At 59.0% G+C, this 23,136-nt stretch carries 29 protein-coding genes; all 29 read right to left on the bottom strand.

Annotation, left to right across the window (positions count from 1 at the left end; all coding sequences use genetic code 11):
* Positions 1–7 precede the first annotated feature (7 nt).
* Positions 8–1,042 carry a rod shape-determining protein gene (locus tag E308F_RS02780; RefSeq protein ID WP_141263333.1) on the bottom strand — a complete coding sequence of 345 codons (1,035 nt, stop codon included), beginning with the start codon at positions 1,040–1,042 and terminating at the stop codon, positions 8–10.
* 76 nt (positions 1,043–1,118) lie between these two features.
* Positions 1,119–1,376, bottom strand: coding sequence for a sporulation transcriptional regulator SpoIIID (gene spoIIID / locus E308F_RS02785; RefSeq protein ID WP_141263335.1), 258 nt, complete (start codon positions 1,374–1,376; stop codon positions 1,119–1,121).
* 62 nt (positions 1,377–1,438) lie between these two features.
* Entirely contained in the window at positions 1,439–2,155 is a 717-nt protein-coding gene (locus E308F_RS02790) for a M23 family metallopeptidase (protein WP_141263336.1), read from the bottom strand.
* Between the two features lie 112 nt (positions 2,156–2,267).
* Complete coding sequence (gene spoIID / locus E308F_RS02795; RefSeq protein ID WP_141263338.1) at positions 2,268–3,248, bottom strand: stage II sporulation protein D; 981 nt, start codon at positions 3,246–3,248, stop codon at positions 2,268–2,270.
* 135 nt (positions 3,249–3,383) lie between these two features.
* Positions 3,384–4,640: a UDP-N-acetylglucosamine 1-carboxyvinyltransferase gene (murA, locus tag E308F_RS02800; RefSeq protein WP_141263340.1), complete on the bottom strand. Its 1,257-nt coding sequence runs from the start codon at positions 4,638–4,640 to the stop codon at positions 3,384–3,386.
* A 58-nt stretch (positions 4,641–4,698) separates the two neighbouring features.
* A complete protein-coding gene (locus E308F_RS02805; protein WP_141263342.1) occupies positions 4,699–5,553 on the bottom strand; it encodes a YwmB family TATA-box binding protein in 855 nt (284 codons plus the stop codon).
* 66 nt (positions 5,554–5,619) lie between these two features.
* The gene (locus tag E308F_RS02810; protein ID WP_141263344.1) at positions 5,620–6,024 is read right to left on the bottom strand and encodes a F0F1 ATP synthase subunit epsilon; all 405 of its coding nucleotides are present in this window, start codon (positions 6,022–6,024) and stop codon (positions 5,620–5,622) included.
* Positions 6,025–7,413, bottom strand: coding sequence for a F0F1 ATP synthase subunit beta (gene atpD, locus E308F_RS02815; RefSeq protein WP_141263346.1), 1,389 nt, complete (start codon positions 7,411–7,413; stop codon positions 6,025–6,027).
* 15 nt (positions 7,414–7,428) lie between these two features.
* Positions 7,429–8,277, bottom strand: coding sequence for an ATP synthase F1 subunit gamma (gene atpG / locus E308F_RS02820; protein ID WP_141263348.1), 849 nt, complete (start codon positions 8,275–8,277; stop codon positions 7,429–7,431).
* A gap of 14 nt (positions 8,278–8,291) precedes the next feature.
* On the bottom strand, positions 8,292–9,815 hold the full coding sequence (gene atpA / locus E308F_RS02825; protein WP_141263350.1) for a F0F1 ATP synthase subunit alpha: 1,524 nt from the start codon (positions 9,813–9,815) through the stop codon (positions 8,292–8,294).
* A 35-nt stretch (positions 9,816–9,850) separates the two neighbouring features.
* Positions 9,851–10,387 (bottom strand): F0F1 ATP synthase subunit delta, encoded by a 537-nt coding sequence (locus E308F_RS02830; RefSeq protein ID WP_141263352.1) that lies wholly within the window; start codon positions 10,385–10,387, stop codon positions 9,851–9,853.
* A complete protein-coding gene (gene atpF / locus E308F_RS02835) occupies positions 10,384–10,890 on the bottom strand; it encodes a F0F1 ATP synthase subunit B (RefSeq protein ID WP_141263353.1) in 507 nt (168 codons plus the stop codon). Before atpF ends, E308F_RS02830 begins: the two co-directional genes overlap by 4 nt.
* Positions 10,891–10,974: 84 nt before the next feature.
* Positions 10,975–11,244: an ATP synthase F0 subunit C gene (gene atpE / locus E308F_RS02840; RefSeq protein WP_373995602.1), complete on the bottom strand. Its 270-nt coding sequence runs from the start codon at positions 11,242–11,244 to the stop codon at positions 10,975–10,977.
* Positions 11,245–11,311: 67 nt separating this feature from the next.
* Positions 11,312–11,995 carry a F0F1 ATP synthase subunit A gene (gene atpB, locus E308F_RS02845; protein ID WP_172613489.1) on the bottom strand — a complete coding sequence of 228 codons (684 nt, stop codon included), beginning with the start codon at positions 11,993–11,995 and terminating at the stop codon, positions 11,312–11,314.
* A gap of 4 nt (positions 11,996–11,999) precedes the next feature.
* Positions 12,000–12,368 carry a hypothetical protein gene (locus E308F_RS02850; protein ID WP_141263358.1) on the bottom strand — a complete coding sequence of 123 codons (369 nt, stop codon included), beginning with the start codon at positions 12,366–12,368 and terminating at the stop codon, positions 12,000–12,002.
* Positions 12,340–12,612, bottom strand: a complete 273-nt coding sequence (locus E308F_RS02855; protein ID WP_141263359.1) for an AtpZ/AtpI family protein — start codon at positions 12,610–12,612, stop codon at positions 12,340–12,342. The genes E308F_RS02850 and E308F_RS02855 overlap by 29 nt, the downstream gene beginning before the upstream one ends.
* 122 nt (positions 12,613–12,734) lie before the next feature.
* Entirely contained in the window at positions 12,735–13,892 is a 1,158-nt protein-coding gene (gene wecB / locus E308F_RS02860) for a non-hydrolyzing UDP-N-acetylglucosamine 2-epimerase (protein WP_141263360.1), read from the bottom strand.
* Positions 13,893–13,930: 38 nt separating this feature from the next.
* A complete protein-coding gene (locus E308F_RS02865; RefSeq protein ID WP_141263362.1) occupies positions 13,931–14,239 on the bottom strand; it encodes a MazG-like family protein in 309 nt (102 codons plus the stop codon).
* Positions 14,240–14,320: 81 nt separating this feature from the next.
* Positions 14,321–14,728: a deoxycytidylate deaminase gene (locus E308F_RS02870; RefSeq protein WP_141263364.1), complete on the bottom strand. Its 408-nt coding sequence runs from the start codon at positions 14,726–14,728 to the stop codon at positions 14,321–14,323.
* A 170-nt stretch (positions 14,729–14,898) separates the two neighbouring features.
* Positions 14,899–16,149, bottom strand: a complete 1,251-nt coding sequence (gene glyA, locus E308F_RS02875; RefSeq protein WP_141263366.1) for a serine hydroxymethyltransferase — start codon at positions 16,147–16,149, stop codon at positions 14,899–14,901.
* Positions 16,150–16,348: 199 nt separating this feature from the next.
* A complete protein-coding gene (locus E308F_RS02880) occupies positions 16,349–16,945 on the bottom strand; it encodes a TIGR01440 family protein (protein WP_141263368.1) in 597 nt (198 codons plus the stop codon).
* 17 nt (positions 16,946–16,962) lie between these two features.
* Positions 16,963–17,421, bottom strand: coding sequence for a ribose 5-phosphate isomerase B (gene rpiB, locus E308F_RS02885; protein ID WP_172613809.1), 459 nt, complete (start codon positions 17,419–17,421; stop codon positions 16,963–16,965).
* Between the two features lie 137 nt (positions 17,422–17,558).
* On the bottom strand, positions 17,559–18,122 hold the full coding sequence (locus E308F_RS02890; protein WP_141263371.1) for a low molecular weight protein arginine phosphatase: 564 nt from the start codon (positions 18,120–18,122) through the stop codon (positions 17,559–17,561).
* Between the two features lie 3 nt (positions 18,123–18,125).
* Positions 18,126–18,710: a manganese efflux pump MntP gene (locus tag E308F_RS02895; protein ID WP_141263373.1), complete on the bottom strand. Its 585-nt coding sequence runs from the start codon at positions 18,708–18,710 to the stop codon at positions 18,126–18,128.
* A 14-nt stretch (positions 18,711–18,724) separates the two neighbouring features.
* The gene (locus E308F_RS02900) at positions 18,725–19,873 is read right to left on the bottom strand and encodes an L-threonylcarbamoyladenylate synthase (RefSeq protein WP_141263375.1); all 1,149 of its coding nucleotides are present in this window, start codon (positions 19,871–19,873) and stop codon (positions 18,725–18,727) included.
* Entirely contained in the window at positions 19,827–20,684 is an 858-nt protein-coding gene (gene prmC / locus E308F_RS02905) for a peptide chain release factor N(5)-glutamine methyltransferase (protein WP_172613810.1), read from the bottom strand. The genes E308F_RS02900 and prmC overlap by 47 nt, the downstream gene beginning before the upstream one ends.
* A 4-nt stretch (positions 20,685–20,688) precedes the next feature.
* Positions 20,689–21,759: a peptide chain release factor 1 gene (gene prfA / locus E308F_RS02910; protein ID WP_141263377.1), complete on the bottom strand. Its 1,071-nt coding sequence runs from the start codon at positions 21,757–21,759 to the stop codon at positions 20,689–20,691.
* A 129-nt stretch (positions 21,760–21,888) separates the two neighbouring features.
* A complete protein-coding gene (locus E308F_RS02915; protein WP_141263379.1) occupies positions 21,889–22,830 on the bottom strand; it encodes a DUF1385 domain-containing protein in 942 nt (313 codons plus the stop codon).
* Positions 22,820–23,020, bottom strand: coding sequence for a 50S ribosomal protein L31 (gene rpmE / locus E308F_RS02920; protein ID WP_141263381.1), 201 nt, complete (start codon positions 23,018–23,020; stop codon positions 22,820–22,822). The genes E308F_RS02915 and rpmE overlap by 11 nt, the downstream gene beginning before the upstream one ends.
* Positions 23,021–23,136: the final 116 nt, after the last annotated feature.

The raw sequence follows: 23,136 nt of genomic DNA on the forward strand, positions 1-23,136 counted from the left end.
CAAATTCTCACCGGCCCGGGCGCCGGTTTTCTGAAGGGTTGCTCTGCCGCAGGACGTCCAGCATGGTCAGGGCTTTGCCTGTCCCCAGGGCCACACAGGAGACGGGATCGTCGGCCACATGCACCGGCAGTCCCGTCTCTTCGCTTAAAGTTATGTCCAAGCCGTGGAGGAGGCTGCCCCCGCCGGTCATGACGATGCCTTTGTTCACCAGGTCCGCCGCCAGTTCCGGCGGCGTTTTTTCCAGCACTTCTTTAACTGCCCCGGTTATCTGCTGCAGGGGCTCCTGGATGGCAATATAGATTTCCCTGGAAGTGATCTTTACCGTCTTGGGCAGGCCGGTTACCAGGTCGCGGCCGCGGACATCCATACTGGCTTCAGCCCGGGACGAAGGATGGGCCGTGCCAATGTTGATTTTTAACTCCTCGGCGCTACGCTCGCCGATCATCAGGTTGTGCTCGCGGCGGATATAACGGACAATGGCTTCATCGAGCTTGTCCCCGGCCACCCGTAAAGAATTGCTGCAGACAATACCCCCGAGGGAAAGAACGGCGATGTCGGTGGTCCCCCCGCCGATATCTACCACCATGGAACCGCTGGGTTCGGCAATGTCCAGGCCGGCCCCCAGGGCCGCCGCCAGGGGTTCTTCAATGACATAGGCCTGCCTGGCCCCGGCCTGGAGGGCCGCCTGGCGGACCGCCCGCTCCTCCACGCTGGTAACCCCGGAGGGGATACAGACCATTACCCGCGGCCGGAGCAGTCCCTGGCGGCCGCAGGCTTTTTCTATAAAGTAGCGCAACATTTTTTCGGTGCTGTCGTAGTCGGCAATTACCCCATCCCTCAAAGGGCGCAGGGCGATAATATTTCCCGGTGTCCGACCAAGCATACGCCGGGCTTCTTCCCCGACGGCAAAAATCTGACCGTTATCCCGGTTAAAGGCTACCACCGAAGGTTCCCGTAACATAATCCCCTTACCCTGCACATATACCAGAACAGTGGCTGTCCCCAAATCGATGCCGATATCCTGATGACCCAGGCCGAACATTACTCCTGCTCCTTTCCTCTCCCATGGCAATCTTGTTAATTATTCTCCAGAAGAGGAAAGAATTCCTGTCTTTCTTTCAGGAAACCCGGGGTTCTTTATATTTTTTCCTGGTAGCTTCTCCACCCCGCAGGTGCCGTTCGGCCTTGTTGGCGTTGAGCACCGCTCGTACCTCCCGGGCCAGGTTGTTATTAAGGCGCGGCAGGCGTTCGGTAACATCCTTGTGCACGGTGCTTTTGCTGACATTAAAAACAGTAGCCGCCTGGCGGACAGTACAGCGGTACTCCACAATGTAGGCGGCTATTTGCAATACCCTCTCCTGGATATAATCCTGCATGGGGGCAGCCTCCCAATTTCAACTCCGCTATAATTTTATTGGCAGGCTGCCGAAAAAAGAACTTATTGCAGGGCGGAAACCGGATCGATGGCTTTGCCGTTTTTTAGTAATTCCAGGTGCAGGTGGGCTGAGGTCCCCGCTTCGGCCGTGCCCGGATCACCCAGCTCACCCAAAACGGTACCTGCCTGAACCTTATCCCCCTTGGCGACCTTGATGCTGCTTAAGTGGGCATAGACGAGCTGATAGCCGTTGCCCAGGTCGATGCTCAGGCGGTAACGCCAGGCGTTGCTGTGCTCTACCTGCTTCACTACCCCGGCAGCGGCGGCTTTAACCTCGCTGCCAGCAGGGGCTTCCAGGTCTATACCGGGGTGGAAGCGGTAATCGCCAAAGGCCGGGGCATAGGTAAAGCCGTAGCCCTTGCCTATTTTTCCGGCAACGGGCAGGGCCAGGGAAGGTGAAGCCGTAGCCGGGGCAGCATGGGCCCCGGTCTGCTCTTTGAGTTCAGGCGGTACAGTGGTAGAGCCGGCAAGGGGTTCCCGGGGCGCCGGCGCTCCCTGGGGGGCCGCCGGTTGGCCGGCCAGGGTGAAGGTCTGGACGGCGGGCTTTTTGAACACGGCGTCGTTGGTAACCAGGTAGTAGCTGCCGCCAAAGAGAAGGACCAGCAGCGCCAGGTAGAGGCCGCGACGCTTTAATGCCCGCTCAAGCCGTCCCAGGTTTTCCTGCCCGGCCAGGGGGTTCCGTGATAAAAGTTTTTTCCATGAGGCCAGAATCTTCAGCATGTAGTTGCATCACCTCAGCTGGATTCTACCCCATTTTCTGGTATTTAATACCTGTTATTCCCCGCATGCCGCTGCCGGTTCTTACAAAATGCTTCGCTGTCGAAATAATTCCTCACCGGTTTTCAATCTTTACTCCCCGGTAGTAGTAGGTAAGAATCTCAGCGAAGTTTTTACCCTCCCTGGCCATACCGTTGGCGCCGTACTGGCTCATGCCTACGCCGTGGCCATAACCGGTAGTATTGAAGATTATGCGGTCCCCCTGGACCTGCCAGGTAAAATCGGTTGAGGGCAGGCCCAGAAGCTGTCGTAACTCGGTGGCGGCAAAGGTCTTGTTACCGATTTTTATGGTCTTGATGCGGCCGGTGGCGGTCTTTTCCAGAACCTTCATGGCCGTACCCCCGGACGGAGCCAGAGCTGCCGCCGGTACGGCCTTGAGATTTACCCCCAGCTTCCGGTCCATTTCTTCCAGGGTGAAGGCAATGGTGGCCTGGTAGTGAGGGGCTTCCTTATCCCAGGGGGAGGATACGCTCTGGAGGTAGGGCAGGTCCCGGCCCCAGACGGCAGCAGCGCTTTCCGTCCGGCCGCCGCTGTTGGCATGGTAGACGGGGTCAATGAGCTTGCCCTGGTAGGTCAGGACCATCCCCTGGGTGGCCCGGACGGCTTCCTGGATTTTGCTTTTATAGCGCCAGAAATTAAAGAAACCCCAGCGTTGCCGCAAAACGTCATCAGCGGCAAAGGCCTGGCAGTGGGCCGGGTCGGTGCAGATATCGGCGCTGGGATGGTGGTCGTCGGGCTTGTTCCTGGCTTCTTCTATCTTTTTGAGGGTATAGGTGCGAGCGGCCACGGCCTGGGCTTTAAGGGCTTCCGGCTCAAAGTTGGCCGGCATTTCCCCGGCTACTACCCCGATTATATACTGTTCCAGGGGCATGATCTTGATGTCATCGCTCTGGTGAAAGTAGACCCGTACCAGTTGTTGCCCCGCCTGGACCTGGACCGGCGGCTGAAAAAGACGTATACCTTCGATAATCATGGCCGGTACGATAATTACGGCCGCAAAAATAAGGATAATGAAAATGCCCATTACTTTACGCATGGTGCTCCCCCTCCGGCGGCTTGAGGTTTTGTCCACCTGCTATGTCCATGTATATGAGGGCTTGACCAAAAAAAGACCGCCCCTGGTAAGGGCGGTCAGTATAAAAACGATAATCCGACGCCAGGCCGGATATCTCTACCTTTCTTCCCGGCTTATCTTCGCTCCCAGGGCCTGGAGTTTGCCCACCAGGTCCTCATAGCCCCGGTCAATATGATGGACGCAGGAAATCACCGTCTCTCCCTCAGCCATAAGTCCGGCTATAACCAGGGCGGCACCGGCCCGCAGGTCAGTGGCCTTGACCGGCGCCCCGGTAAGCTTTTCCCTGCCTTTCACCACGGCGCAATGGCCCTCGATGAAGATGCTGGCTCCCATGCGCTTTAGCTCATTGACATGCATGAAGCGGTTTTCAAAGACCGTCTCGGTGACGACGCTGCTGCCCCGGGCCGTCGTAAGAAGGGCCATGAACTGGGCCTGCATGTCCGTGGGAAAGCCGGGATAAGGCATGGTCTTGATGTCTACAGCCTTCAGGGGCAGTTCCGCCCGCACCCTGATACCGCCGTCCTCCTCGGAAAGTTCGGCTCCGGCTTCCGCCAGCTTGGCCATGACGGCCTTCAAATGAGTGGAGATGACGTTTTCCAGGAACACATCGCCCCCGGTGGCGGCTGCGGCGATCATGAAGGTGCCGGCCTCTACCCGGTCGGGAATGACTGCGTGGCGGGCGCCGTGGAGTTCCCTGACACCTTCGATCTTGATAACCCTGGTACCGGCGCCGCTGATACGCCCGCCCATGGCGTTGATGAAGTTGGCCAGGTCGACGATCTCGGGCTCGCCGGCGGCGTTCTCAATGATCGTCGTCCCTTCGGCCAGGGCGGCGGCCATCATGATGTTTTCCGTTGCCCCGACGCTGGGAAAATCCAGGTAAATGGACGCTCCCTTCAGGCGCCCGGCCTCGGCCTCAACGTTGCCGTTGTTGACATGAATGCTGGCCCCCAGGGCGGCCATGCCTTTAAGATGGAGGTCAATGGGCCTGGCGCCTATGGCACAACCGCCGGGCAGGGATACCCTCACCCGGCCCAGGCGCGCCAAGAGCGGCCCCATAACCAGGAAGGAAGCCCGCATGCGGCGGACAAATTCATAGGGTGGCTCTACTTTCTTTAAAGATGCGGCGGCCACCCTTAAATTCTTTACCCCTTCGGGGTAAACTTCGGCCCCCATTTCGCCAATAACCTCGCACATGGTATCTACATCAGCCAGGCGGGGAATATCCTCCAGGTAACATTCATCCTCAGTAAGCAGGCAGGCTGCAATAATGGGTAGCACAGCATTTTTGGCGCCGCTGATGGCTACCCGTCCCTGAAGGCGCGTCCGGCCTTGAATGACGATTGCCTCCAATTTCCCTTAGCCCCTTCGGATATGAAGCTTATTTAAATTTTATTATAACATATACTGGCTAATACTCGCCACCTAAAAGGGGAGATCCTAAATGCATATAGGTGTTGCCGTCGGTGGCGTGGTAACGCAGGGCCACGTTAGCGTTTACCGGACGACCGGCAACTTCCAGGGAACGTGGTAACCAGGGGGAATAGGCGCTGATGGAGAGGAGTTCCTCATCTTCCACGCCCTCTACCTTTTCAGCCTTAAGGGCGTCCAGGACGGCCCTGGCCCGCTGCTCCCTTTCCGCTGGTGAAAGTTTTCCGGGAATAACGCCTGTCAGGGTGTAGATAAAGTGGGGCTCCACCTGCCAGGAGCGGAAGGCCGCCTTCACCATTTCCTGCCAGGCCAGCATCTCCCCTTCACCCTGCCGGGGCCGGCCTTCTACGTTGATGAGGAGGTAGGTCTCGCCCCCCTCCCCCGTTCCGGCCAGGCTCTGGAGAGAAAAAAACAGGGCCACCCCCGGCTGCATTTCCCCTTCCCAGTACAGGGCGTGGAAACCGGCGTCATCCTGCCTGGTAAAACTTGTTATTTCCTCCAGCCCCAGGGCGGCTGCCGTCCGTCCGGCCATCTCGCCGAGGGCCTCGCTGTCCATAAAAGTAGAATTGAGGCTGCCCCATGCTTCCAGGGCCATGGTATCCAGACGGGCTCCGCCGGCGATAAAGGCGTTAAACAAAAGGTGAGGTGCCTGGTCCTTCCCGTCCACAGCCCGGCTGATACTGGTAGCGTTTCTACCTGCAGCGAAGAGTTCCCGCGCCCCCGGCAATAACAGGTGCCTGGCCAGGGCCAGGCCTCCGGTGAAGCTCAGGAGGAAAAGGATTAACAGGACAGTTTTAAAATGAAAAGGAAGAGAATTAAATAAAAACCGACGCAAATTAAATGCCCCCTCGCAGGAATAGGTTCATACCTATTCTTGCCAGGGGGCCAGGGGAATAAACTATCACAGGGCGCCCGCGGCCTTGAGGCGAGCCGTAGCCCGCTGCAGGGCGGCCTCAGCCCGGGCCACATCCAGGCCGGGCGGCCGTTCCCGGAGGCGCTTTTCCGCCCTCGCTTTCGCCTGGCGCGCCCGCTCTACGTCGATTTCGGCGGCTTTTTCCGCCGTATCCGCCAGGATGACCACATGCTCCGGTCCGGCTTCCAGGAAACCGCCCGATACAGCCAGGCGCTCCTCCCCGCCGCCTTGCTGGCGATAGGTTACCACCCCGGCCTTAAGGGGGGTAATGAGGGGAGCATGGCCGGGCAAAATGCCCAGGTAGCCCAGGATGCCCGGCGCGATAACGCCTTCAGCCTCCGTCTTTAAGGTCACCCTCTCGGGAGTAATAACCTCCAATTTCAGAGGGGCCATTTACATCATCTCCTGCCCCTTCTTTACGGCTTCGTCAATGGTGCCGACCATATAGAAGGCCTGTTCGGGCAAGTTGTCGTGACGACCCTCCAGGATCTCCTTGAAGCCGCGGACGGTTTCTTTTAAAGGCACGTAGACGCCGGGCTGGCCGGTAAAGGCCTCCGCCACGTGGAAGGGCTGGGAGAGGAAGCGCTGCACTTTACGCGCCCGGGCCACGATCAGCTTGTCGTCTTCCGAGAGTTCATCCATGCCCAGGATGGCGATGATGTCCTGGAGTTCCTTGTAGCGCTGCAGAATGCGCTGCACGCCCCGGGCCACCTGGTAGTGCTCCTCGCCCACGATCCTGGGGTCGAGGATGCGGGAAGTGGAATCCAGAGGATCCACGGCCGGATAGATGCCCAGCTCGGCGATCTGCCGGGAAAGCACCGTGGTGGCGTCCAGGTGGGCAAAGGTAGTCGCCGGGGCCGGGTCGGTCAGGTCGTCGGCCGGGACGTAAATGGCCTGGACGGAGGTTATGGAACCCTTTTTGGTGGAAGTAATGCGCTCCTGCAGGGCGCCCATTTCCGTGGCCAGGGTGGGCTGGTAACCCACGGCCGAAGGCATGCGTCCCAGGAGAGCCGATACTTCGGAACCGGCCTGGACAAAGCGGAAAATATTATCGATGAAAAGGAGGACGTCCTGTCCTTCCGCGTCCCGGAAATACTCGGCCATGGTCAGGCCCGTCAGGCCCACCCGCAGGCGTGCTCCCGGGGGCTCGTTCATCTGGCCGAAGACCAGGGCCGTTTTCTCAATGACCCCGGATTCCTTCATTTCCAGGTAGAGGTCGTTGCCTTCACGGGTACGCTCGCCGACACCGGCAAAGACGGAAAAACCGCCGTGCTCGTAGGCAATATTGCGGATGAGTTCCATGATGAGGACCGTCTTGCCCACGCCGGCACCGCCGAAAAGGCCGATTTTACCTCCCTTGGCGTAGGGGGCCAGCAGGTCAACTACTTTAATGCCTGTCTCCAGGATTTCCGTCGACGGCTGCTGTTCCTCGAAAGATGGTGCCGGCCGGTGGATGGGCAGCCGTTCTGTGGCCTCTACCGGGCCCTGGTTATCAATAGGTTCTCCCAGGACGTTAAACAGCCGGCCTAACGTCGCCCGGCCTACCGGTATGGTGATGGGGGCGCCGGTATCCACGGCCTTCATCCCCCGCTGCAGGCCGTCGGTGGAAGACAGGGCCACACAGCGCACGGTATTGTTGCCCAGGTGCTGCATGGCTTCCATAGTGATATTGATGTTATCATTCTTGATGGTAATGGCGTTATAAAGGTCGGGCAGCTGGTCGCTGGCAAATTCCACGTCAACTACCGGGCCGATTACCTGTACTACCTGTCCCTCGTTCAATCCATATCCCCTCCTTTACTTCAGGGCGTCGGCGCCGGCCACAACCTCCACGATCTCCATGGTAATGGCCGCCTGGCGGGCGCGGTTGAAGGATAGGGTTAATTTATCGATCATTTCGGCTGCATTCTCGGTGGCGTTATCCATGGCCGTCATCCTGGCTCCATGCTCACTGGCCTTGGCCTCCAAGAGGGCCTGGTAGACCTTGATCTCGCAGTAACGGGGTAGCAGGGCCTTTAAGACCTCGGCGGGAGAAGGTTCATAGATATAATCCCCGCTGTCCTCCCCGGTCGCGCCGGCTTTGATGGGCAGGAGGCGGTCGATCCGGGGTACCTGGCGGAGGGCGGAGTAAAAACGGGTATAGATGAGGTTTACCTCATCCACGGTTCCCTCCAGGTACAGATCTACCAGCTGGCGGGCCAGCTCGCGGGCCTGGATGAGGTCCGGTTCATCGCCGATATCGGTAAAGGACCGGACTATCTCCACCCGGCGGCGGCGGAAATAATCCCTTCCTTTCCGGCCTACAGTCACCAGGGCCACCGGGCGTTCTTCCGCCTGCAGGCGTTCTTCCGCCATGCGGATGAGGTTGGCATTATAGCCGCCGGCCAGGCCCCGGTCACCGGTAATCAGCACGTAGCCGGCTTTTTTGATTTCCCGGGTTGCCGCCAGGGGCTGGGTCTCCGGATCAACGGCGCCGATCAGGCGGCCGATGACTTCCTCAAGTTTCTCGGCGTAGGGCCGGGCTGCCGTGACCTGGGCCTGGGCCTTGCGCAGTTTGGCCGCCGCCACCATTTTCATGGCCCGGGTGATGTGCTGAGTGCTCCTGATACTGCGGATACGGCGCTTCAGGTCACGCATATTGGGCATGCCGGCTCACCACCTTATGCTTTCCCGGCAGCGGTGAAGCTGCTCTTGAATTCTTCTATGCTCTTCTTCAGCTGCTCCTGAAGATTGTCGTCGAGTTCGCGTTTTTCCCGGATACCGGCCAAAACTTCCGGGCGCACGCTGTGCAGGAAGCGCAAGAATTCCCTTTCAAAGGGCCGCACCCTTTCTACCGGCAGGTCATCCAGGAAACCGTTAACGGCCGCGTAGAGGACCGCTACCTGCTCTTCCACCGGCATGGGCTGGTACTGGTCCTGTTTTAAAATCTCCATCATGCGCTCGCCGCGGGCGAGCCTCGCCTGGGTCGTCTTGTCCAGGTCGGAGCCGAACTGGGCGAAGGCCGCCAGCTCGCGGTACTGGGCCAGGTCCAGGCGCAGACGGCCGGCCACCTGTTTCATGGCCTTGATCTGGGCTGCGCCCCCTACCCGGGATACCGACAGGCCCACGTTGACGGCCGGGCGCTGGCCGGCGTAGAAAAGGTCGGACTCCAGGTAGATCTGGCCGTCGGTGATGGAAATGACGTTAGTGGGGATATAGGCCGACACGTCTCCGGCCTGGGTTTCAATAACGGGCAGGGCCGTCAGGGAACCGCCCCCCAGGGCGTCGTTCAGACGGGCCGCCCGTTCCAGCAGGCGGGAATGGAGGTAGAAAACGTCGCCCGGATAGGCCTCTCGTCCCGGCGGCCGCCTTAGCAGCAGGGAAAGTTCACGGTAGGCGGCGGCGTGCTTGGACAGGTCGTCATAGATGCAGAGGACGTCCCGGTGCTGCTCGTACATGAAATACTCGCCCATGGCGCAGCCGGCATAGGGGGCGATGTAGAGCATGGGCGCCGGCTCGCTGGCCGTTGCCGAAACGACAATGGTATATTCCATGGCCCCGGCTTCCTCCAGGCGCTGGACAACGCCCGCCACGGTGGAAGCCTTCTGGCCTATGGCCACATAGATGCAGATGACATTTTGCCCTTTTTGATTGATGATGGTGTCCACGGCGATGGCCGTCTTGCCCGTCTGCCGGTCGCCGATAATCAATTCCCGCTGGCCGCGGCCGATGGGGATCATGGAATCTATGGCTTTCAAGCCTGTCTGGAGGGGGGTATTCACCGGCTGGCGGTAAACGACGCCCGGCGCCGGTGATTCTACCGGCCGGAACTTTTCCGTCTTGATGGGCCCCTTGCCGTCAATGGGCTGGCCCATGGCGTTGACTACCCGGCCGATCAGAGCTTCCCCTACCGGTACCTCGACAATGCGCCCGGTGCGCTTGACCTGGTCCCCTTCTTTGATGTGGGTGTAGGGGCCCAGGACCACGGCGCCGACGTTGTCTTCTTCCAGGTTCAGGACCATGCCGTAGACATTGCCGGGAAACTCCAGCAACTCGCCGGCCATGGCCCGCTCCAGGCCGTAGATGCGGGCGATGCCGTCACCCACCTGGGTGATGATCCCCGTATCGGCCACTTCTACTTCCAGCTGGTACTGTTCGATCTGGTTCTTGAGAATACTGGTTATTTCATCGGGCCGGATGCTCAAGACTGTTTTTCACCCCTTTGCACGTCTGGTTTTGTTTATGCGCCCTTCAAGTGCTCGCCCAAAAGTTCCAGCTTTTTCTTCAGGCTGGCGTCCAGGACCCTGTCCCCCACGCGGATGACCATCCCGCCCAGGAGGGACGGATCCACTCTGGTTTGCAGGCGGACGTTTTGTCCCGTTATCCGGGCCAGCCTTTCTTTCAGAGCGGCGGTGATCTCCTCAGAAAGAGGTGCTGCTGCCTGCACTTCCACCGGCAGCACCCTGTTTTCCCGGTCAACCATGCGCCGGAATTGGGCCGCTATCTCCGGCAGGGCCCGCTCCCGACCTTTGGCCATGACCAGGTGGAAAAAGTTCTTTAACAACGGGTCGACGTCCGGGAAGAGGGTATCCATTATTCTTTGCTTCTCCCGGACGGGAATGAGCTGGTGATAAAGGACACGGCGCAGTTCAGGGTTCTCTACCAGGGCCCGGCCGGCTGCTTCCAGGACGGCGGCAAAGCCTTCCGTAGCGCCCTTCTGCCGGGCAACTTCATAGAGGGCGCGGGCATAGCGCCTGGCGATGGTCTGGCTGCTCATTGCAATCGCTCCACCTCAGCCAGCGCTTCCCGGGCCAGGCGTTCCTGGTCGTCAGGGGTTAAGGTGCGCCCTAAAACCTTTCCCGCCGCCAGGACGGCCAGGGTCGCTGCTTCATTGCGGATAGCGGCCAGGGCCTTGCTCTTTTCGCCTTCAATCTCGGCTCGTGCCTGTTCCAGCGCGCGGCTAGCTTCCTCTTTGGCCTTGGCAACTATCTCCGCCCGCGTCTCTTCGGCCATCCTGTTAGCCCGGTCCAATATCGCCTGGGCTTCCTGGCGAGCGCCGCGGAGCTGCTGCTGATACTCGGCGAGCATCTGTTCCGCCTTCTCTTTGGCCGTCGCCGCGTCCCTTAAATTGCCCTCAATTTTCGCCTCGCGGTCGGCCAGGATCTTGCCCAGGGGTTTGTAAAGGAGAATATAAAGAACCCCCATGACTACCAGGAGGTTGATGACCTGGAACAAAAAGGTCCAACCGCTTAAATTCAAGGCCTGAAAGATGCCCTGCACGTGGCCACCCCCCTTTCACTGTTCCCAAAAACAGGTCAGGGGCGAATAAGACGGTTTTAACCGCCTTACTCGCCCGTAGGTATTTTAGAGCTTGGTCCACATGAGGATGGCTATAACGAAGGAAAAGAGCGTCAGCGCTTCCATAAAGGCCAGGGCCAGGAGCAGGGTGGTACGGATGTTGCCGCTGGCCTCGGGCTGACGAGCGATACCTTCCATCGCTCCGCGGGAAGCAAAACCCTGGCCGAGGCCCGAACCTAGTGCTGCCAGGCCAATGGCCAGACCGACGCCGATAAAACCTAGTGCTGTCATGTGCATATCCTCCTCTAAAAATGGCTTCCTTTGTGGGCTGGCCATGTTGGTGGTTAGCCAGCCACTAATTTCCGTTCATTCCCCGGGAACTAATCCCGTAAGTGCGGCTCCTTTAATGCCCGTGAATAAAGTTAGCGATATAAGTAACTGTAAGCAGGGTAAAAACAAAGGCCTGGATCAAGCCCATAAGGACGCCCAGGATCATAATGGGCGTCGGTAATAAAAAGGGCAGCATGATAAACAGGATGGTTACCACCATCTCTTCCCCGAACATATTGCCGAATAGACGTAAGGAAAGGGATACCGGCTTGACCAGCTCCTCAATTACATTCAGGGGAAAGAGAAAGGGCACCGGCTGGAAAAAGTGCTTGATGTAGCCCACCAGGCCCCTTTTCCGGATGCCGATAAGCTGGACCAGGATAATGGTAGTCACAGCAAAGGCCGCCGTAGTGGAAAGGTCCATGGTCGGGGGCTTCATCCCGGGGATAAACCAGGAAAGATTGAGGCTCAGGATGAAAATAAACAGGGTGGCTACCAGAGGCAGGTAGCGCCGGCCTTCCTTGCCCATGGTTTCCTCCAGGAGGCCATAGAAAAATTCCAGGAGCAGCTCAAAAATGTGCTGGATACCCCGGGGGATAAAGTTTAATTTCCGGCTTGCCAGGAAAACCCCCAGGAATAAGAGAGCCATGACAATCCAGGTGTTGACCACCGTGGAGTAGACCGGGATGGGCCCCAGGTAAAATACTTCATGGGGCCGGACATGGGCCATTATCTCCCCTAAGGCTCGCAGTCCCATTATTCTATCCCTCCTTTCCCAGGATAATGAGAATGGCCTCGCCCATGTAGACCAGGACCTGAAGGAGCAGCCCTGCAAACACACCAAAAAGAAATTCTATCCCCCCGGCCAGGGCCAGACCCAGAAGGGCCAGGGCCAGGGAGGATCGCATGAGGGAACGGCCAAAGAAACGATTAAAGGCCTTCTGGGGCGGCAGGTTGTCCAGGTTGGCGACGGCTCCCAGCTGCCAGCGGAACAACCCCAGGGAGACAGGCAAAGCTACCCCCAGGCCCGCTACAAAGGCATAATAACCGCCTCCCAGGCCAGCTACTGCTGCCAGGGCAGCCAGGGCCAGCATCCCTTTTTCAGTCCGGGTGAGTTTTATCTTGATCATTGGTTTTAATCTTTGGTGCTTCCTTTTCCAGGATACGCAATTCGCTTAAGATAGAGCGAAATCCCACCCCTACCCCCAGAAAAACGCCGGCCAGCATGAAAAGGGGTGACGTACCCAACCGCCGGTCCAGCCATGCCCCGCCATAAAGGCCGAGGAGGATGGCGGCAATCATGGTAACTCCGAAGGAAAAGGCCATATTGGCAAATCTCGCGTAATCCCAGTAGTGACGTTTCTTGGCTGCCATTGATGTTAAATTGTACCTGGAGGAAATTTTTATACCCTGCCAGTGTTAAAAAGTATTCTCTTTTGTCAATGAAATTCCTGCCGCAAAGATGTTTATTTTTTAATCCAACACATAGGGAAACTTTATGCGGGCGTAAATTCCTGTGGCCTAGCAATTGTCAGGCCAAAATAATGACGCAGGGCGCCGCGGATACGCCGTGAAGCCTGGCCGTCTCCATAGGGGTTGACAGCATGGGCCATGCGCAGGTAAGCCTGCCGGTCTTCCAGGAGTTCGCCGGCCGCTGCCAGGATCTCGTGGTAGCCCGTGCCCACCAGGCGTACGGTACCGGCAGCAACGGCTTCCGGGCGTTCGGTGACTTCCCGCAGGACCAGCACCGGTTTGCCGAGGGCCGGCGCTTCTTCCTGGAGGCCACCGGAGTCTGTCAACACCAGGTAGGAACGGGCCATAAGGTTGACAAAGGGCTCGTAGTCCAGGGGGTCGATCAAGTAAATACGCTCCCGGTTACCGAGGATTTCTCCGGCCAGCTCGCGGACACGGGGGTTGTAGTGAACGGGGAAAACGACGGCAATATCGCTATAGCGCTTTACCAGGTCCCGCAAGGCGCTGAATATTTCCCGCATGGGCTCGCCCCAGTTTTCCCGGCGGTGGGCTGTTACCAGAACGACCCGCCACCTCTCCATATCCAGCTCTTGCAGGCGGGGATCGCTGAAGCAGTATCCGGGGCGGACGGTAGCCTTCAAGGCATCGATAACGGTATTACCGGTGACGTAGATATGCTCTGCCGGTACACCTTCCCGCAAAAGGTTGTCCCGGGCAGTGGCCGTGGGGGCAAAATGAATGTCGGCCAGGGCTCCGGCCAGGCGGCGGTTCATCTCCTCCGGGAATGGGGCGTAGCGGTCACCCGTCCTTAAGCCGGCTTCGACATGACCGACAGGAATTTGCTGGTAAAAGGCAGCCAGGGCCGCTACGAAGGTGGTGGTGGTGTCCCCGTGAACCAGGACCACGTCCGGTCGGGAGGTTTTTAAAACCCCGGAAAGGCCGTTTAAAGCTCTGGTAGTCACTTCTTCCAGGGTCTGCCGGGGCCGCATGATATCCAGGTCATAGCCGGGCTGGATCTGGAACAGTTGGAGGACCTGATCCAGCATTTCCCGGTGCTGGGCCGTGACGGCCACCTGGCAGTTGAATTCTTCCGGATAACGGTTTAGTTCTTTTACGACCGGGGCCATTTTGATGGCCTCGGGACGGGTGCCAAAGACAGTTAAGACCTTTAAGGGCGGCATGAAAAGTTTCCTCCGTAAACCCTTAAAAAGGGCCTCCTTTACTTTAGATACTTTTTCGCCCGGAGTTTATTGATGTGCTCCTCCAGGGCCTGCTGGATGTCGACGCCGTACTGGTCTTCCAGGACAAACATGAGGGAAACGGCCGTCTGGGCCACGTCCAGCAGCTCGCGGGTAATGGCCGCCAGGACGGCGTTATGGTCCATCTTGATCTCCTCGCCGCTTAAACCCCGGAGCTTGCCGATAGCCTGGGCCAGTTCTCCGGCTTCTTCCATAAGTTTTAAAGCGGTAGATTCCATAGTGGGTGTCAGGTTGTCCAGTTTGGGTAAAGCGATAATCTTTTGCTGCAAAATTTTTCCCTCCAACCGGAGAGGCTCCTTAAAAGCTCCTACGACCTTCGCCGCTGGAAAAACAATGCCGGCTGTTGCCCTCTAGCGGGGCAGGTGAACGATTTCCAGCCCGGCTTCCCGCAGCCAATTATGGGCGACCGGGTAGGGCCGGGCATAGACAATCCTTTTAATCCCGGCCTGGATAATGATCAGGGCGCACCTCTCGCAGGGATAATCGGTCACATACATGGTCGCCCCGGCCCTTTCTTCCGGTGAACACTCCAGGAGGGCATTGATTTCGGCGTGGATGGTCCGCTGGCAGTGCTCCCCATCCATGAGGCAGCCGACATCCAGGCAGTGGGGCAGGCCATGGGGGGCGCCGTTGTAACCGGTACCTTTGATGCGCTTGTCCTTGACCACCAGGGCACCCACGGCCCGCCGGTTGCAGGTGCTCCGGCTGGCCACCTGGAAGGCGATATCCAGGAAGTATTCATCCCAGTCTTTACGCATAAACTCACCTGTGGCGTAAAATACAGGTAAAATTTTAGCGGGTCGTACCCGCCGAAATTAAAAATTAAATTGCGCGTATCCCGGGCTTATTTTAGCATAATTTTTCCCTGGCTACTAGAGTTTTTTAAAACCAAACCCGCTGGACTTTTACCTCCAGCGGGCCTTTTAGCTCAATCAAGCTCCGGGTACAGGGGATAGGCCTGGCAGAGTTCGGCGACAATGCCTCGCGCTTCATCAAGTTTCTTGGCATCAGGGCCGTAGGAGAGGGCGAGGTCTATAGCCCGGGCTACCATCCGCATGGCGTCGGTATCCATACCCCGGGTGGTCAGCGCAGCTGTGCCCAGGCGGATGCCGCTGGTTACGCTGGGCTTTTCCGGGTCGAAGGGGATAGCGTTTTTATTGACGGTTATCTGCACGGAACCCAGGATTTCCTCGGCCTCGCGACCGGTAACGCCTTTATTGCGCAGGTCCACGAGGATCAGGTGGTTGTCGGTACCGCCGGATACCAGGTTAAAGCCGTAACCCTGCAAAGCTTCGGCCAGGGTACGGGCGTTGGCGACAATTCTTTCCTGGTAGCGCTTGAATTCCGGCTGCATGGCTTCCTTCAAGGCCACCGCCTTGGCGGCGATGACGTGCATCAGGGGCCCGCCCTGGATGCCTGGAAAGACCGCCTTGTCGATTTCCCTGGCGTATTCCCGGGTGGTGAAAATAATACCTCCCCGCGGCCCCCGCATGGTCTTGTGGGTGGTAGTGGTCACAAAATGGGCGTAAGGTATGGGGCTGGGGTGGATGCCGGCGGCCACCAGGCCGGCAATATGGGCCATGTCCACCATGAGAAGGGCGCCGACTTCGTCGGCTATCTCCCGGAAACGGGCAAAATCGATTACCCGCGGGTATGCGCTGGCCCCGGCGACAATTAGCTTGGGCCTTACTTCCCGTGCTATCCGGGCCACTTCATCGTAATCAATCCGCCCGGTATCGGGGTTGACGCCGTAAAAGGAAAAATTATAATACCGGCCGGAGATGCTGACCGGGCTACCGTGAGTCAGGTGACCGCCGTGGGCCAGGTTCATCCCCAGGGCTTTATCGCCCGGCTTTAGGACAGCGAGGTAGACGGCTGTATTGGCCTGGCTGCCGGAATGGGGCTGGACGTTGGCATGTTCAGCGCCAAAGAGGACTTTGGCCCGTTCCCGGGCCAGGTTTTCGACCACATCTACCCACTCGCAGCCGCCGTAATACCGTTTGCCCGGGTAACCTTCGGCGTACTTATTGGTCAGAACCGAACTGTAGGTTTCCATGACGGCCCGGCTGACAAAGTTCTCCGAGGCGATGAGTTCCAGGTGGGTACGCTGGCGTTGCAACTCACCCTTGACGGCCTCAACCAGTTCCGGGTCCACCCGCGCTACGGTTTCTAAGTTCATTAAAATTTCCCTCCTGTTTTTGCTGCTGGAAACTCTTCCTCTACCAGCTTCTAACTTCCTGGTTCTGGCTCCTCATCCTTATCTCGCCTCAAGCTGCAGCAGCCGGTTATTTCTCCTGCCTTTTAACTACCCTGAAAATAACTTCGCTCCAGGCTGGCATTGTTTTTGCTCGCTCCAAACAAATGCCATCCCGTTATTTTCATCCTTCTGATGGTGCCGGGTTAGCGGTATGAGGGTCTTGTTCCCTCTGAAATCTATATACAGCCCGTTCACCACCAATCAAGGGTGGGCGCGTCCGAGCCGCCGTTACGGGGGCGCTGCCGATGGTTTTGACCTGCAGGCGGACGGGCACGGCTACCGGCCGCAGGTGCATGCCGATGAGGGTGGCGCCGATATCCAGGCCGGCATGGGCCTGGAGCCCGGCGACCACCACCGGCCGGTGCAGGGCGGAAAAAGCCGCCGCGGCCAGAGAACCGCCGGCCTTTGGCGCCGGAACGACTGTTACCACCGGCAGGTTGTAAAGCCTGGCGGCGCCGGCCTCGATGACCAGGGCCCTGTTTAAATGCTCGCAGCACTGGGCTGCCAGGTACACCTGGGCGGCATTGGTGGCCTGGAGCAGGCCCGCTACCACGGCCTGCCCGATTTCCAGGGAAGAGGCCGTGCCAATCCTCTGGCCCGTAATCTCACTGGTGCTGCAGCCGGCTACCAGGATCTGGCCGGGCTTTAGAGCGGCAACTTCAATAAGTTCCATGGCAGCTGCTTTAACCGCCGCTGTAATGGCGCTTAAGTCGGCCATTCTATCCGTCCTTTCTCCTACTTTTCCTGGCAGCGGTAACTGGCCTCTATGGCACTAATTTTGGCCACCCGGCGGGCATGACGGCCGCCGCTGAAGCCGGCCGCCAGCCAGGTGGCGACAATTTCCAGGGCCAGGCCGGGACCGATGACCCGCTCGCCCATGGTCAGGATATTGGCATCATTATGTTCCCGCGCCGCCCGGGCTGAAAAGGTATCGTGGCAAAGGGCGGCGCGAATGCCGGGGACTTTATTGGCCGCGATGCAGACGCCGATCCCCGTGCCGCAACAGAGGATGCCCCGATCGTATTCACCGCTGGCCACAGCTTCGGCCACCTTACGGGCATAGTCAGGGTAATCTACCGCGCTGGCATCATAGGTGCCGAAATCGTGATTGGCAATACCCTGCCGGTCCAGGTACTCTTTAATTGCTGCCTTGAGGTGAAAACCGCCGTGATCACTACCCAGGGCGACGCGCAATTTAACTGCACCTCTTGCCGTAAAGATTAAATACTATTTAATTATTCGCCGTGTTAACGCTAATTCCTGCTGCAAATAACTTCTCTCCAGGCTGGCATTGTTTTTGCTCGCTCCAAACAAATGCCAGCCCGTTATTTTCATCCTTCTGATGGTGCCGGGTTAGCGGCATGGGTGTCTTGGGTATATTTCTCCAGGGCCTGTCCTATAAGGCTGGCCAGTTCCCTGGCAGTAGCCTGGTAAATTTCCAGGGGGCGGCCAAAGGGATCGGGAATATCGTCATCAACACTAGCGGACTGTTCTCCTGCGGCCGCCTTTGCACCCGCCTCTTCCCGCAGCTCCTCCCGGGAGGGCTTTTCTTCTCCTTTCCGGACATACTCCTTCAAGGTAAAGGTTTTGCCCCTGGCGGCCGGGTAAAACTGCAGGAGAAATTCCTTGTGGGACCTGGTCATGGTTAAAATCAGGTCGGCGTCTTCCACCAAGGCCCCTGTAACCTGCCGGGCGCGGTGATCCTGGAGATTAATGCCCATGGCCGCCAGTGCCTGGATGGCTTCCGGTGTCGCCGGGTCGCCCTCCCGGGCTGCCAGGCCGGCCGAGGCAATAGCAATATCTAAACCCCGTTCATCCTTTATGCGGGAGGCAATGGCCGCCGCCATGCTGCTGCGGCAGGTGTTACCGGTACAAATAAAAAGAATACCCGGCATATCCTATACCCCCATCAACATTTTTAAGCCGATACCTACCAGAATCAGGCCGCCGACAATCTCGGCCCTGCTGCCCAGGTAGGCGCCCAGGCGCCGGCCGGCCAGGAGCCCCAAGGCCGTCATGGTCCCGGCAATAAAGCCCATGGTCAGGACCGTCAGAGGGATATTGACGCTGATGGCGCCGAGGCCAAAGCCGACGCTGAGGGCATCCAGGCTAACGCTGCCGGCCATGAGCAGGACGGCCATCAGGCCGCCGATCACGCTCTCCTGGCCTGGTACGGCCCGCAGCACCTGCCCGGCCAGACCGCCGCCTTCTTTCGGGGAGGCAACAGCCTCCCAGAGCATCAGCCCGCCTATGCCGGCCAGGACCAGGGCGCCGATAATGGCCGCCAGTTTCCCCAGGATCCGGCCCAGGAGCAGGCCCAGGTAGAGCCCCGTCAGGGGCATAATGATGTGAAAAACACCCACCGTCCCGGCGAAGAGCAGGGCCTGCCGGCCCCGGAGGCCTCCCAGGGCCAGGCCGGTAGCCAGGGAAAAGGCATCGGTCCCCAGGGCCATGGCTACCAGGATGAGACCTAAAGGCTCCATGTCAATACCTCCACTTAAGCATGGATGATGCGGTTGGCTGCTGACTTGCGCAGGCGGTTCATAATGGCCAGGCCCAGGCCTTCTTCGGCAATGGCTTCGGCCAGAATGATGTCGGCCCGGTGGCGGTCGCAGTTGCGCAGCGCGTTGAAGAGATTGGCGGCAATGGTAGCCGGCTGGGAGCGGCTGCCCAGGACCTCCAGGTAATCCGGCCGGGGGTCCTGCTGGTAGGCCGCGGCCGTTTCTCGGGTTGCCAGGACGGCCACCCGGCGCCCCCCTTGCTGCCACGCTGCCACCAGGGCGCGGATCTTGGCCGTCACCCGCTCCAGCTCACCGGTAACGACAAAAACTTCGCCCCGTGGGGCATAGTGTTTGTACTTCATTCCCGGGGCGCGCGGCTGCGCTACCTGGCTGCCACGGACGGCCGGGTCAATGGCGACTTCGCCGAGAACGGCTTTGAGCTCCTCATAGGTCACTCCCCCCGGTCTTAAAATGGTGGGCACCGGGGTTGTCAGGTCCAGGACCGTTGATTCTACCCCCACGGTAGCCGGCCCGCCATCGACGACGGCATCGATCTTGCCCCTCAGGTCCTTAAGGACGTGCCGGCCGGTGGTAGGGCTGGGACGTCCGGAGATATTGGCGCTGGGCGCGGCTATGGGCAGGCGGGCGACCCGGATGAGGGCCTGGGCTACCGGGTGGGCAGGCATGCGGATGCCTACCGTATCCAGGCCGGCGGTCACGATATCCGGGATCAGGTCGCCCCGCGGCAGGACCAGGGTCAGGGGCCCGGGCCAGAAGCGCTGCATGAGCAGGGTCGCCCGCGGCGGCAGGTAGGCCACCAGGTCCTGGACATCCCGGAAACTGGCAATATGGACAATAAGGGGGTTGTCGGCCGGCCGTCCCTTGGCGCGAAAGATACGCCGCACCGCTCGGCTGTCCAGGGCATTGGCCCCCAGGCCGTAGACCGTTTCCGTGGGGAAGGCCACCACCCCGCCCCGGTTAAGAATCCGGGCTACCAGGCGAATTTTATGGAGTTCCGGCACGCGGGGGTCTATTTTTAAGTATTTCGTTCGCTTACCCACAGCCACCCATTTCACCTCTATGTATTTATCGCAGTTATTATTCTTCCCGGCGATAGGCCAGGAAACAACGATCGCGGCCGCCATAATCGGGTAACACCGCCATATCCCGGTAAGCCCCGGTGGACGCTGCCAGCTCCAGGACGGCCCTGCCTTGATTATACCCTATTTCCAGGGCCAGGAGCCCTCCTGCCTTTAAAACTTCCGGTGCCCCGGGTAACAGGACATGGTAGGCGCGCAAACCGTCGGGGCCGCCGTCCAGGGCCAGGCGCGGCTCGGCCCGGACCTCCGGCGGCAGCCTGTCCAGCTCGGCCGCAGGTATGTAGGGAGGGTTGGCCACCAGGGCGTCTAACTTTAAACCCTTAAGGGGCGCCAAAAAATCGCCCTGCAGGAAAGTAACCCGGCCTGCCAGGCCTAAAGCGCGGGCATTCTGCCGGGCTACATCCAGGGCTGCCGGGCTTATATCAGTGGCGTAAACTTTGGCGTTGGGCAGGTAGTAGGCCAGGCTTAAAGCTATGGCCCCGCTGCCCGTGCCGCAATCGGCAATAACAGAACTTCCCCTTGCGTCAAGGCGCTCTAAGACGGCTTCCACCACCACTTCCGTATCCCGGCGGGGGATTAAAACCGCAGGGGTAACTTTAAACTCCAGAGACATGAACTCCTGGCTGCCGGTAAGGTACTGGAGGGGGTACCCGGCCACCCGGCGCTCCACGGCCGGCCAAAACCTGGCCGCAACGGCAGGCTCCAGTTCCTCCTCCAGACGGGCCAGGAGCTGGGGCCGGGTATACCGTCCGGCCCAGCCGAGCAGTACTTCCGCCTCCAGGCGAGGCCGGGGTATTCCTGCCGCCGCAAATTTCAGGCTTGCTTCTTTTAAGGCTTCCTGGAGGGTCAACGCCAATGCCTTAAGCCTCCATATTCTTTAACCTTTCGGCCTGATCACTGGTCACCAGGGCGTCGATGATTTCGTCCAGCTCGCCATCCAGGATGGTATCCAGGTGGTGCAGGGTCAGGCCGATGCGGTGGTCGGTGACCCGGTTCTGGGGAAAATTGTAGGTGCGGATCCGCTCGCTGCGGTCACCGGTACCCACCTGGGAGCGCCGTTCGGCCGCCAGTTCTCCCTCCTGTTCAGCCCTGGCCATATCCAGGAGCCGCGCCCGCAGGACTTTCAGTGCCTTCTCCTTATTCTTCAGCTGGGATTTCTCGTCCTGGCAGGATACTACCAGGCCTGTCGGGAGGTGGGTGATCCGTACCGCCGAGTAAGTGGTGTTAACGGACTGGCCCCCGGGCCCGCTGGAACAAAAGATGTCAATCCGCAGGTCCTCGGGGTTTATCTCTACATCTACTTCTTCCGCTTCTGGCAGGACGGCTACGGTTGCTGTGGAGGTATGAATCCGCCCGCCGGACTCGGTAGTAGGGATGCGCTGCACCCGGTGGACGCCGCTTTCAAACTTCAGGCGGCTGTACACTCCCTGGCCTTCAATCAGGAAAATAATCTCCTTGAAGCCTCCCAGTTCCGTAGGATGGGAGCTCATAATCTCCGTCCGCCAGCGTTTTTTTTCCGCATAGCGCTGGTACATGCGGAAAAGGTCGCCGGCAAAAAGGGCCGCTTCATCGCCGCCGGCTCCGGCCCGGATCTCCATGATGATGTTCTTTTCGTCGTTGGGATCTTTGGGCAGGAGCAGGATCTTTAACTGCCGTTCCAGGTTCTCCCTTTCCTCTTCCAGGCGTTTTATTTCATCTGTAAGGAAGTCGCGGAACTCCGGATCCTTTTCTTCTTCCAGAAGGTTGCGGCTTTCTTCCAGGTCGGACATGACCCGGCGATACTGGCGAAAGGTCATAACTATTTCTTCCAGGGCCGCGTGGGCCCGGGCATGCTTCTGCAATTGCTCCGGGTCGGCTATTACTGCCGGGTCGCCCATGAGCCGTCCCAGCTCTTCATATTTAGCTTCGATCTGTTCTAGCTTCTCCAGCAAATGGCATCACCTCTTTTCTTACCCTGAGAAAACAACTCCCCTCCAGGCCGGCACCTTTTTGCGCTCCCCTGGCCCTCGCGGAGCGCCCGCACTCAACTCTTTTAAGTAGCAGCTGCTCAGGTCAAAAGCTTATGCGAAAGCATCACTTTCCCGATGGGGCTTTTCCCGCACCGCCTCCAGGGCGGCCAGGGCTACCTCCAGCATGCCGTCGTCGGGCTCCCGTGTAGTAAGTTTCTGCAGCCAGAGTCCCGGGGCGGCTATGGCCCGCACCAGGGGTACGTTTAAATGGCGGCCGGTGAATTTGAGCAGTTCATAGGCCAGGCCGGCTACTACCGGTAGCAACACCAGGCGGGAGGCCAGGCGCCAGGCAATTCCACCCCGGCCAACGATAGAAAAAAAGACAATAGTTAATACCAGGACCAGCAGGAGAAAACTGGTACCGCACCGGGGGTGCAGGGTCGGATAGGACCGCACCGTTTCCACCCTTAAATCTTCTCCTGCCTCAAGGGCATTAATTACTTTATGCTCGGCCCCGTGATACTGGAAGACGCGCTGGACGTCTTTGACCCGGCCAATGGCCGCCACGTAGCCTAAAAAGAGGAGCATCCTGAGCAGCCCCTCGACTACATTCTGCCAGAAGATAGATAAATGGTTATGGAGGAGCAGGGCCGCCCCGGCCGGAAGGAGGACAAAGAAACCCACGGTTGCCGCCAGGGCAATGGCTACCGTCAGGACCAGGTCCCTGGTGCTTAACTCCTCCTCTTCTCCCTCCATAGCCTGGTTGGCCGAAAAGGTTAGATACCGGATACCCAGGATTAAAGACTCAAATAAGGCCACAACGCCGCGGAGCAGGGGCAGTTTTAAAACAGGGTAACGGGCAGTGATGGAACTGTTGGGTTCGGCCTCGACCAGGATCTCGCCGCCGGCTTTACGGATGGCTACTGCCGTTTTGTGCGGCCCCCGCATCATCACGCCCTCAATGACGGCCTGGCCGCCGTATTGCACCTCGGGGGCCGCCGGCAATAGGAAAAAGCAGAGCCTGCGGCTCCGCCTTCTTGCCCTAGCGACCATATTTTTTCCGGAAACGCTCAATCCGCCCGCCACGCTCAACTACCCTTTGCCGGGTACCGGTGTAAAAGGGATGGCACTGGGAGCATATCTCTACCCGGATCTCTTTTTTTGTGGAGCGTGTCTCAATGACATTACCGCAGGCACATATAATCCGCGCTTTGTCGTAATTGGGATGAATATCCGGTTTCACGCCATCTTCACCTCCGCGGAAAAATCAAACTCATATCAGTATAACATGAAAGAGCCGCCAGTGCAAAGAAAAAAATTGGCGCGGAATACCGTTACCATCAAAAAAGGCCGGCGAAC

Source organism: Moorella sp. E308F (assembly GCF_006538365.1).
GTDB lineage: Bacteria > Bacillota > DSM-521 > Neomoorellales > Neomoorellaceae > Neomoorella.

Coding starts and splice junctions, on each gene's coding strand:
- E308F_RS02880 (WP_141263368.1), bottom strand. CDS start 16,945: ATGGCCGACTTAAGCGCCATTACAGCGGCGGTTAAAGCAGCTGCCATG.
- E308F_RS02780 (WP_141263333.1), bottom strand. CDS start 1,042: ATGTTCGGCCTGGGTCATCAGGATATCGGCATCGATTTGGGGACAGCC.
- E308F_RS02900 (WP_141263375.1), bottom strand. CDS start 19,873: ATGGCGGCCGCGATCGTTGTTTCCTGGCCTATCGCCGGGAAGAATAAT.
- E308F_RS02915 (WP_141263379.1), bottom strand. CDS start 22,830: ATGGTCGCTAGGGCAAGAAGGCGGAGCCGCAGGCTCTGCTTTTTCCTA.
- atpG (WP_141263348.1), bottom strand. CDS start 8,277: ATGCCCAATATGCGTGACCTGAAGCGCCGTATCCGCAGTATCAGGAGC.
- atpE (WP_373995602.1), bottom strand. CDS start 11,244: ATGGCCAGCCCACAAAGGAAGCCATTTTTAGAGGAGGATATGCACATG.
- E308F_RS02830 (WP_141263352.1), bottom strand. CDS start 10,387: ATGAGCAGCCAGACCATCGCCAGGCGCTATGCCCGCGCCCTCTATGAA.
- E308F_RS02810 (WP_141263344.1), bottom strand. CDS start 6,024: ATGGCCCCTCTGAAATTGGAGGTTATTACTCCCGAGAGGGTGACCTTA.
- E308F_RS02850 (WP_141263358.1), bottom strand. CDS start 12,368: ATGATCAAGATAAAACTCACCCGGACTGAAAAAGGGATGCTGGCCCTG.
- spoIIID (WP_141263335.1), bottom strand. CDS start 1,376: ATGCAGGATTATATCCAGGAGAGGGTATTGCAAATAGCCGCCTACATT.
- E308F_RS02790 (WP_141263336.1), bottom strand. CDS start 2,155: ATGCTGAAGATTCTGGCCTCATGGAAAAAACTTTTATCACGGAACCCC.
- E308F_RS02870 (WP_141263364.1), bottom strand. CDS start 14,728: ATGCGTAAAGACTGGGATGAATACTTCCTGGATATCGCCTTCCAGGTG.
- E308F_RS02895 (WP_141263373.1), bottom strand. CDS start 18,710: ATGGAGCCTTTAGGTCTCATCCTGGTAGCCATGGCCCTGGGGACCGAT.
- wecB (WP_141263360.1), bottom strand. CDS start 13,892: ATGCCGCCCTTAAAGGTCTTAACTGTCTTTGGCACCCGTCCCGAGGCC.
- E308F_RS02890 (WP_141263371.1), bottom strand. CDS start 18,122: ATGCCGGGTATTCTTTTTATTTGTACCGGTAACACCTGCCGCAGCAGC.
- glyA (WP_141263366.1), bottom strand. CDS start 16,149: ATGAACTTAGAAACCGTAGCGCGGGTGGACCCGGAACTGGTTGAGGCC.
- atpB (WP_172613489.1), bottom strand. CDS start 11,995: ATGGGACTGCGAGCCTTAGGGGAGATAATGGCCCATGTCCGGCCCCAT.
- E308F_RS02855 (WP_141263359.1), bottom strand. CDS start 12,612: ATGGCAGCCAAGAAACGTCACTACTGGGATTACGCGAGATTTGCCAAT.
- spoIID (WP_141263338.1), bottom strand. CDS start 3,248: ATGCGTAAAGTAATGGGCATTTTCATTATCCTTATTTTTGCGGCCGTA.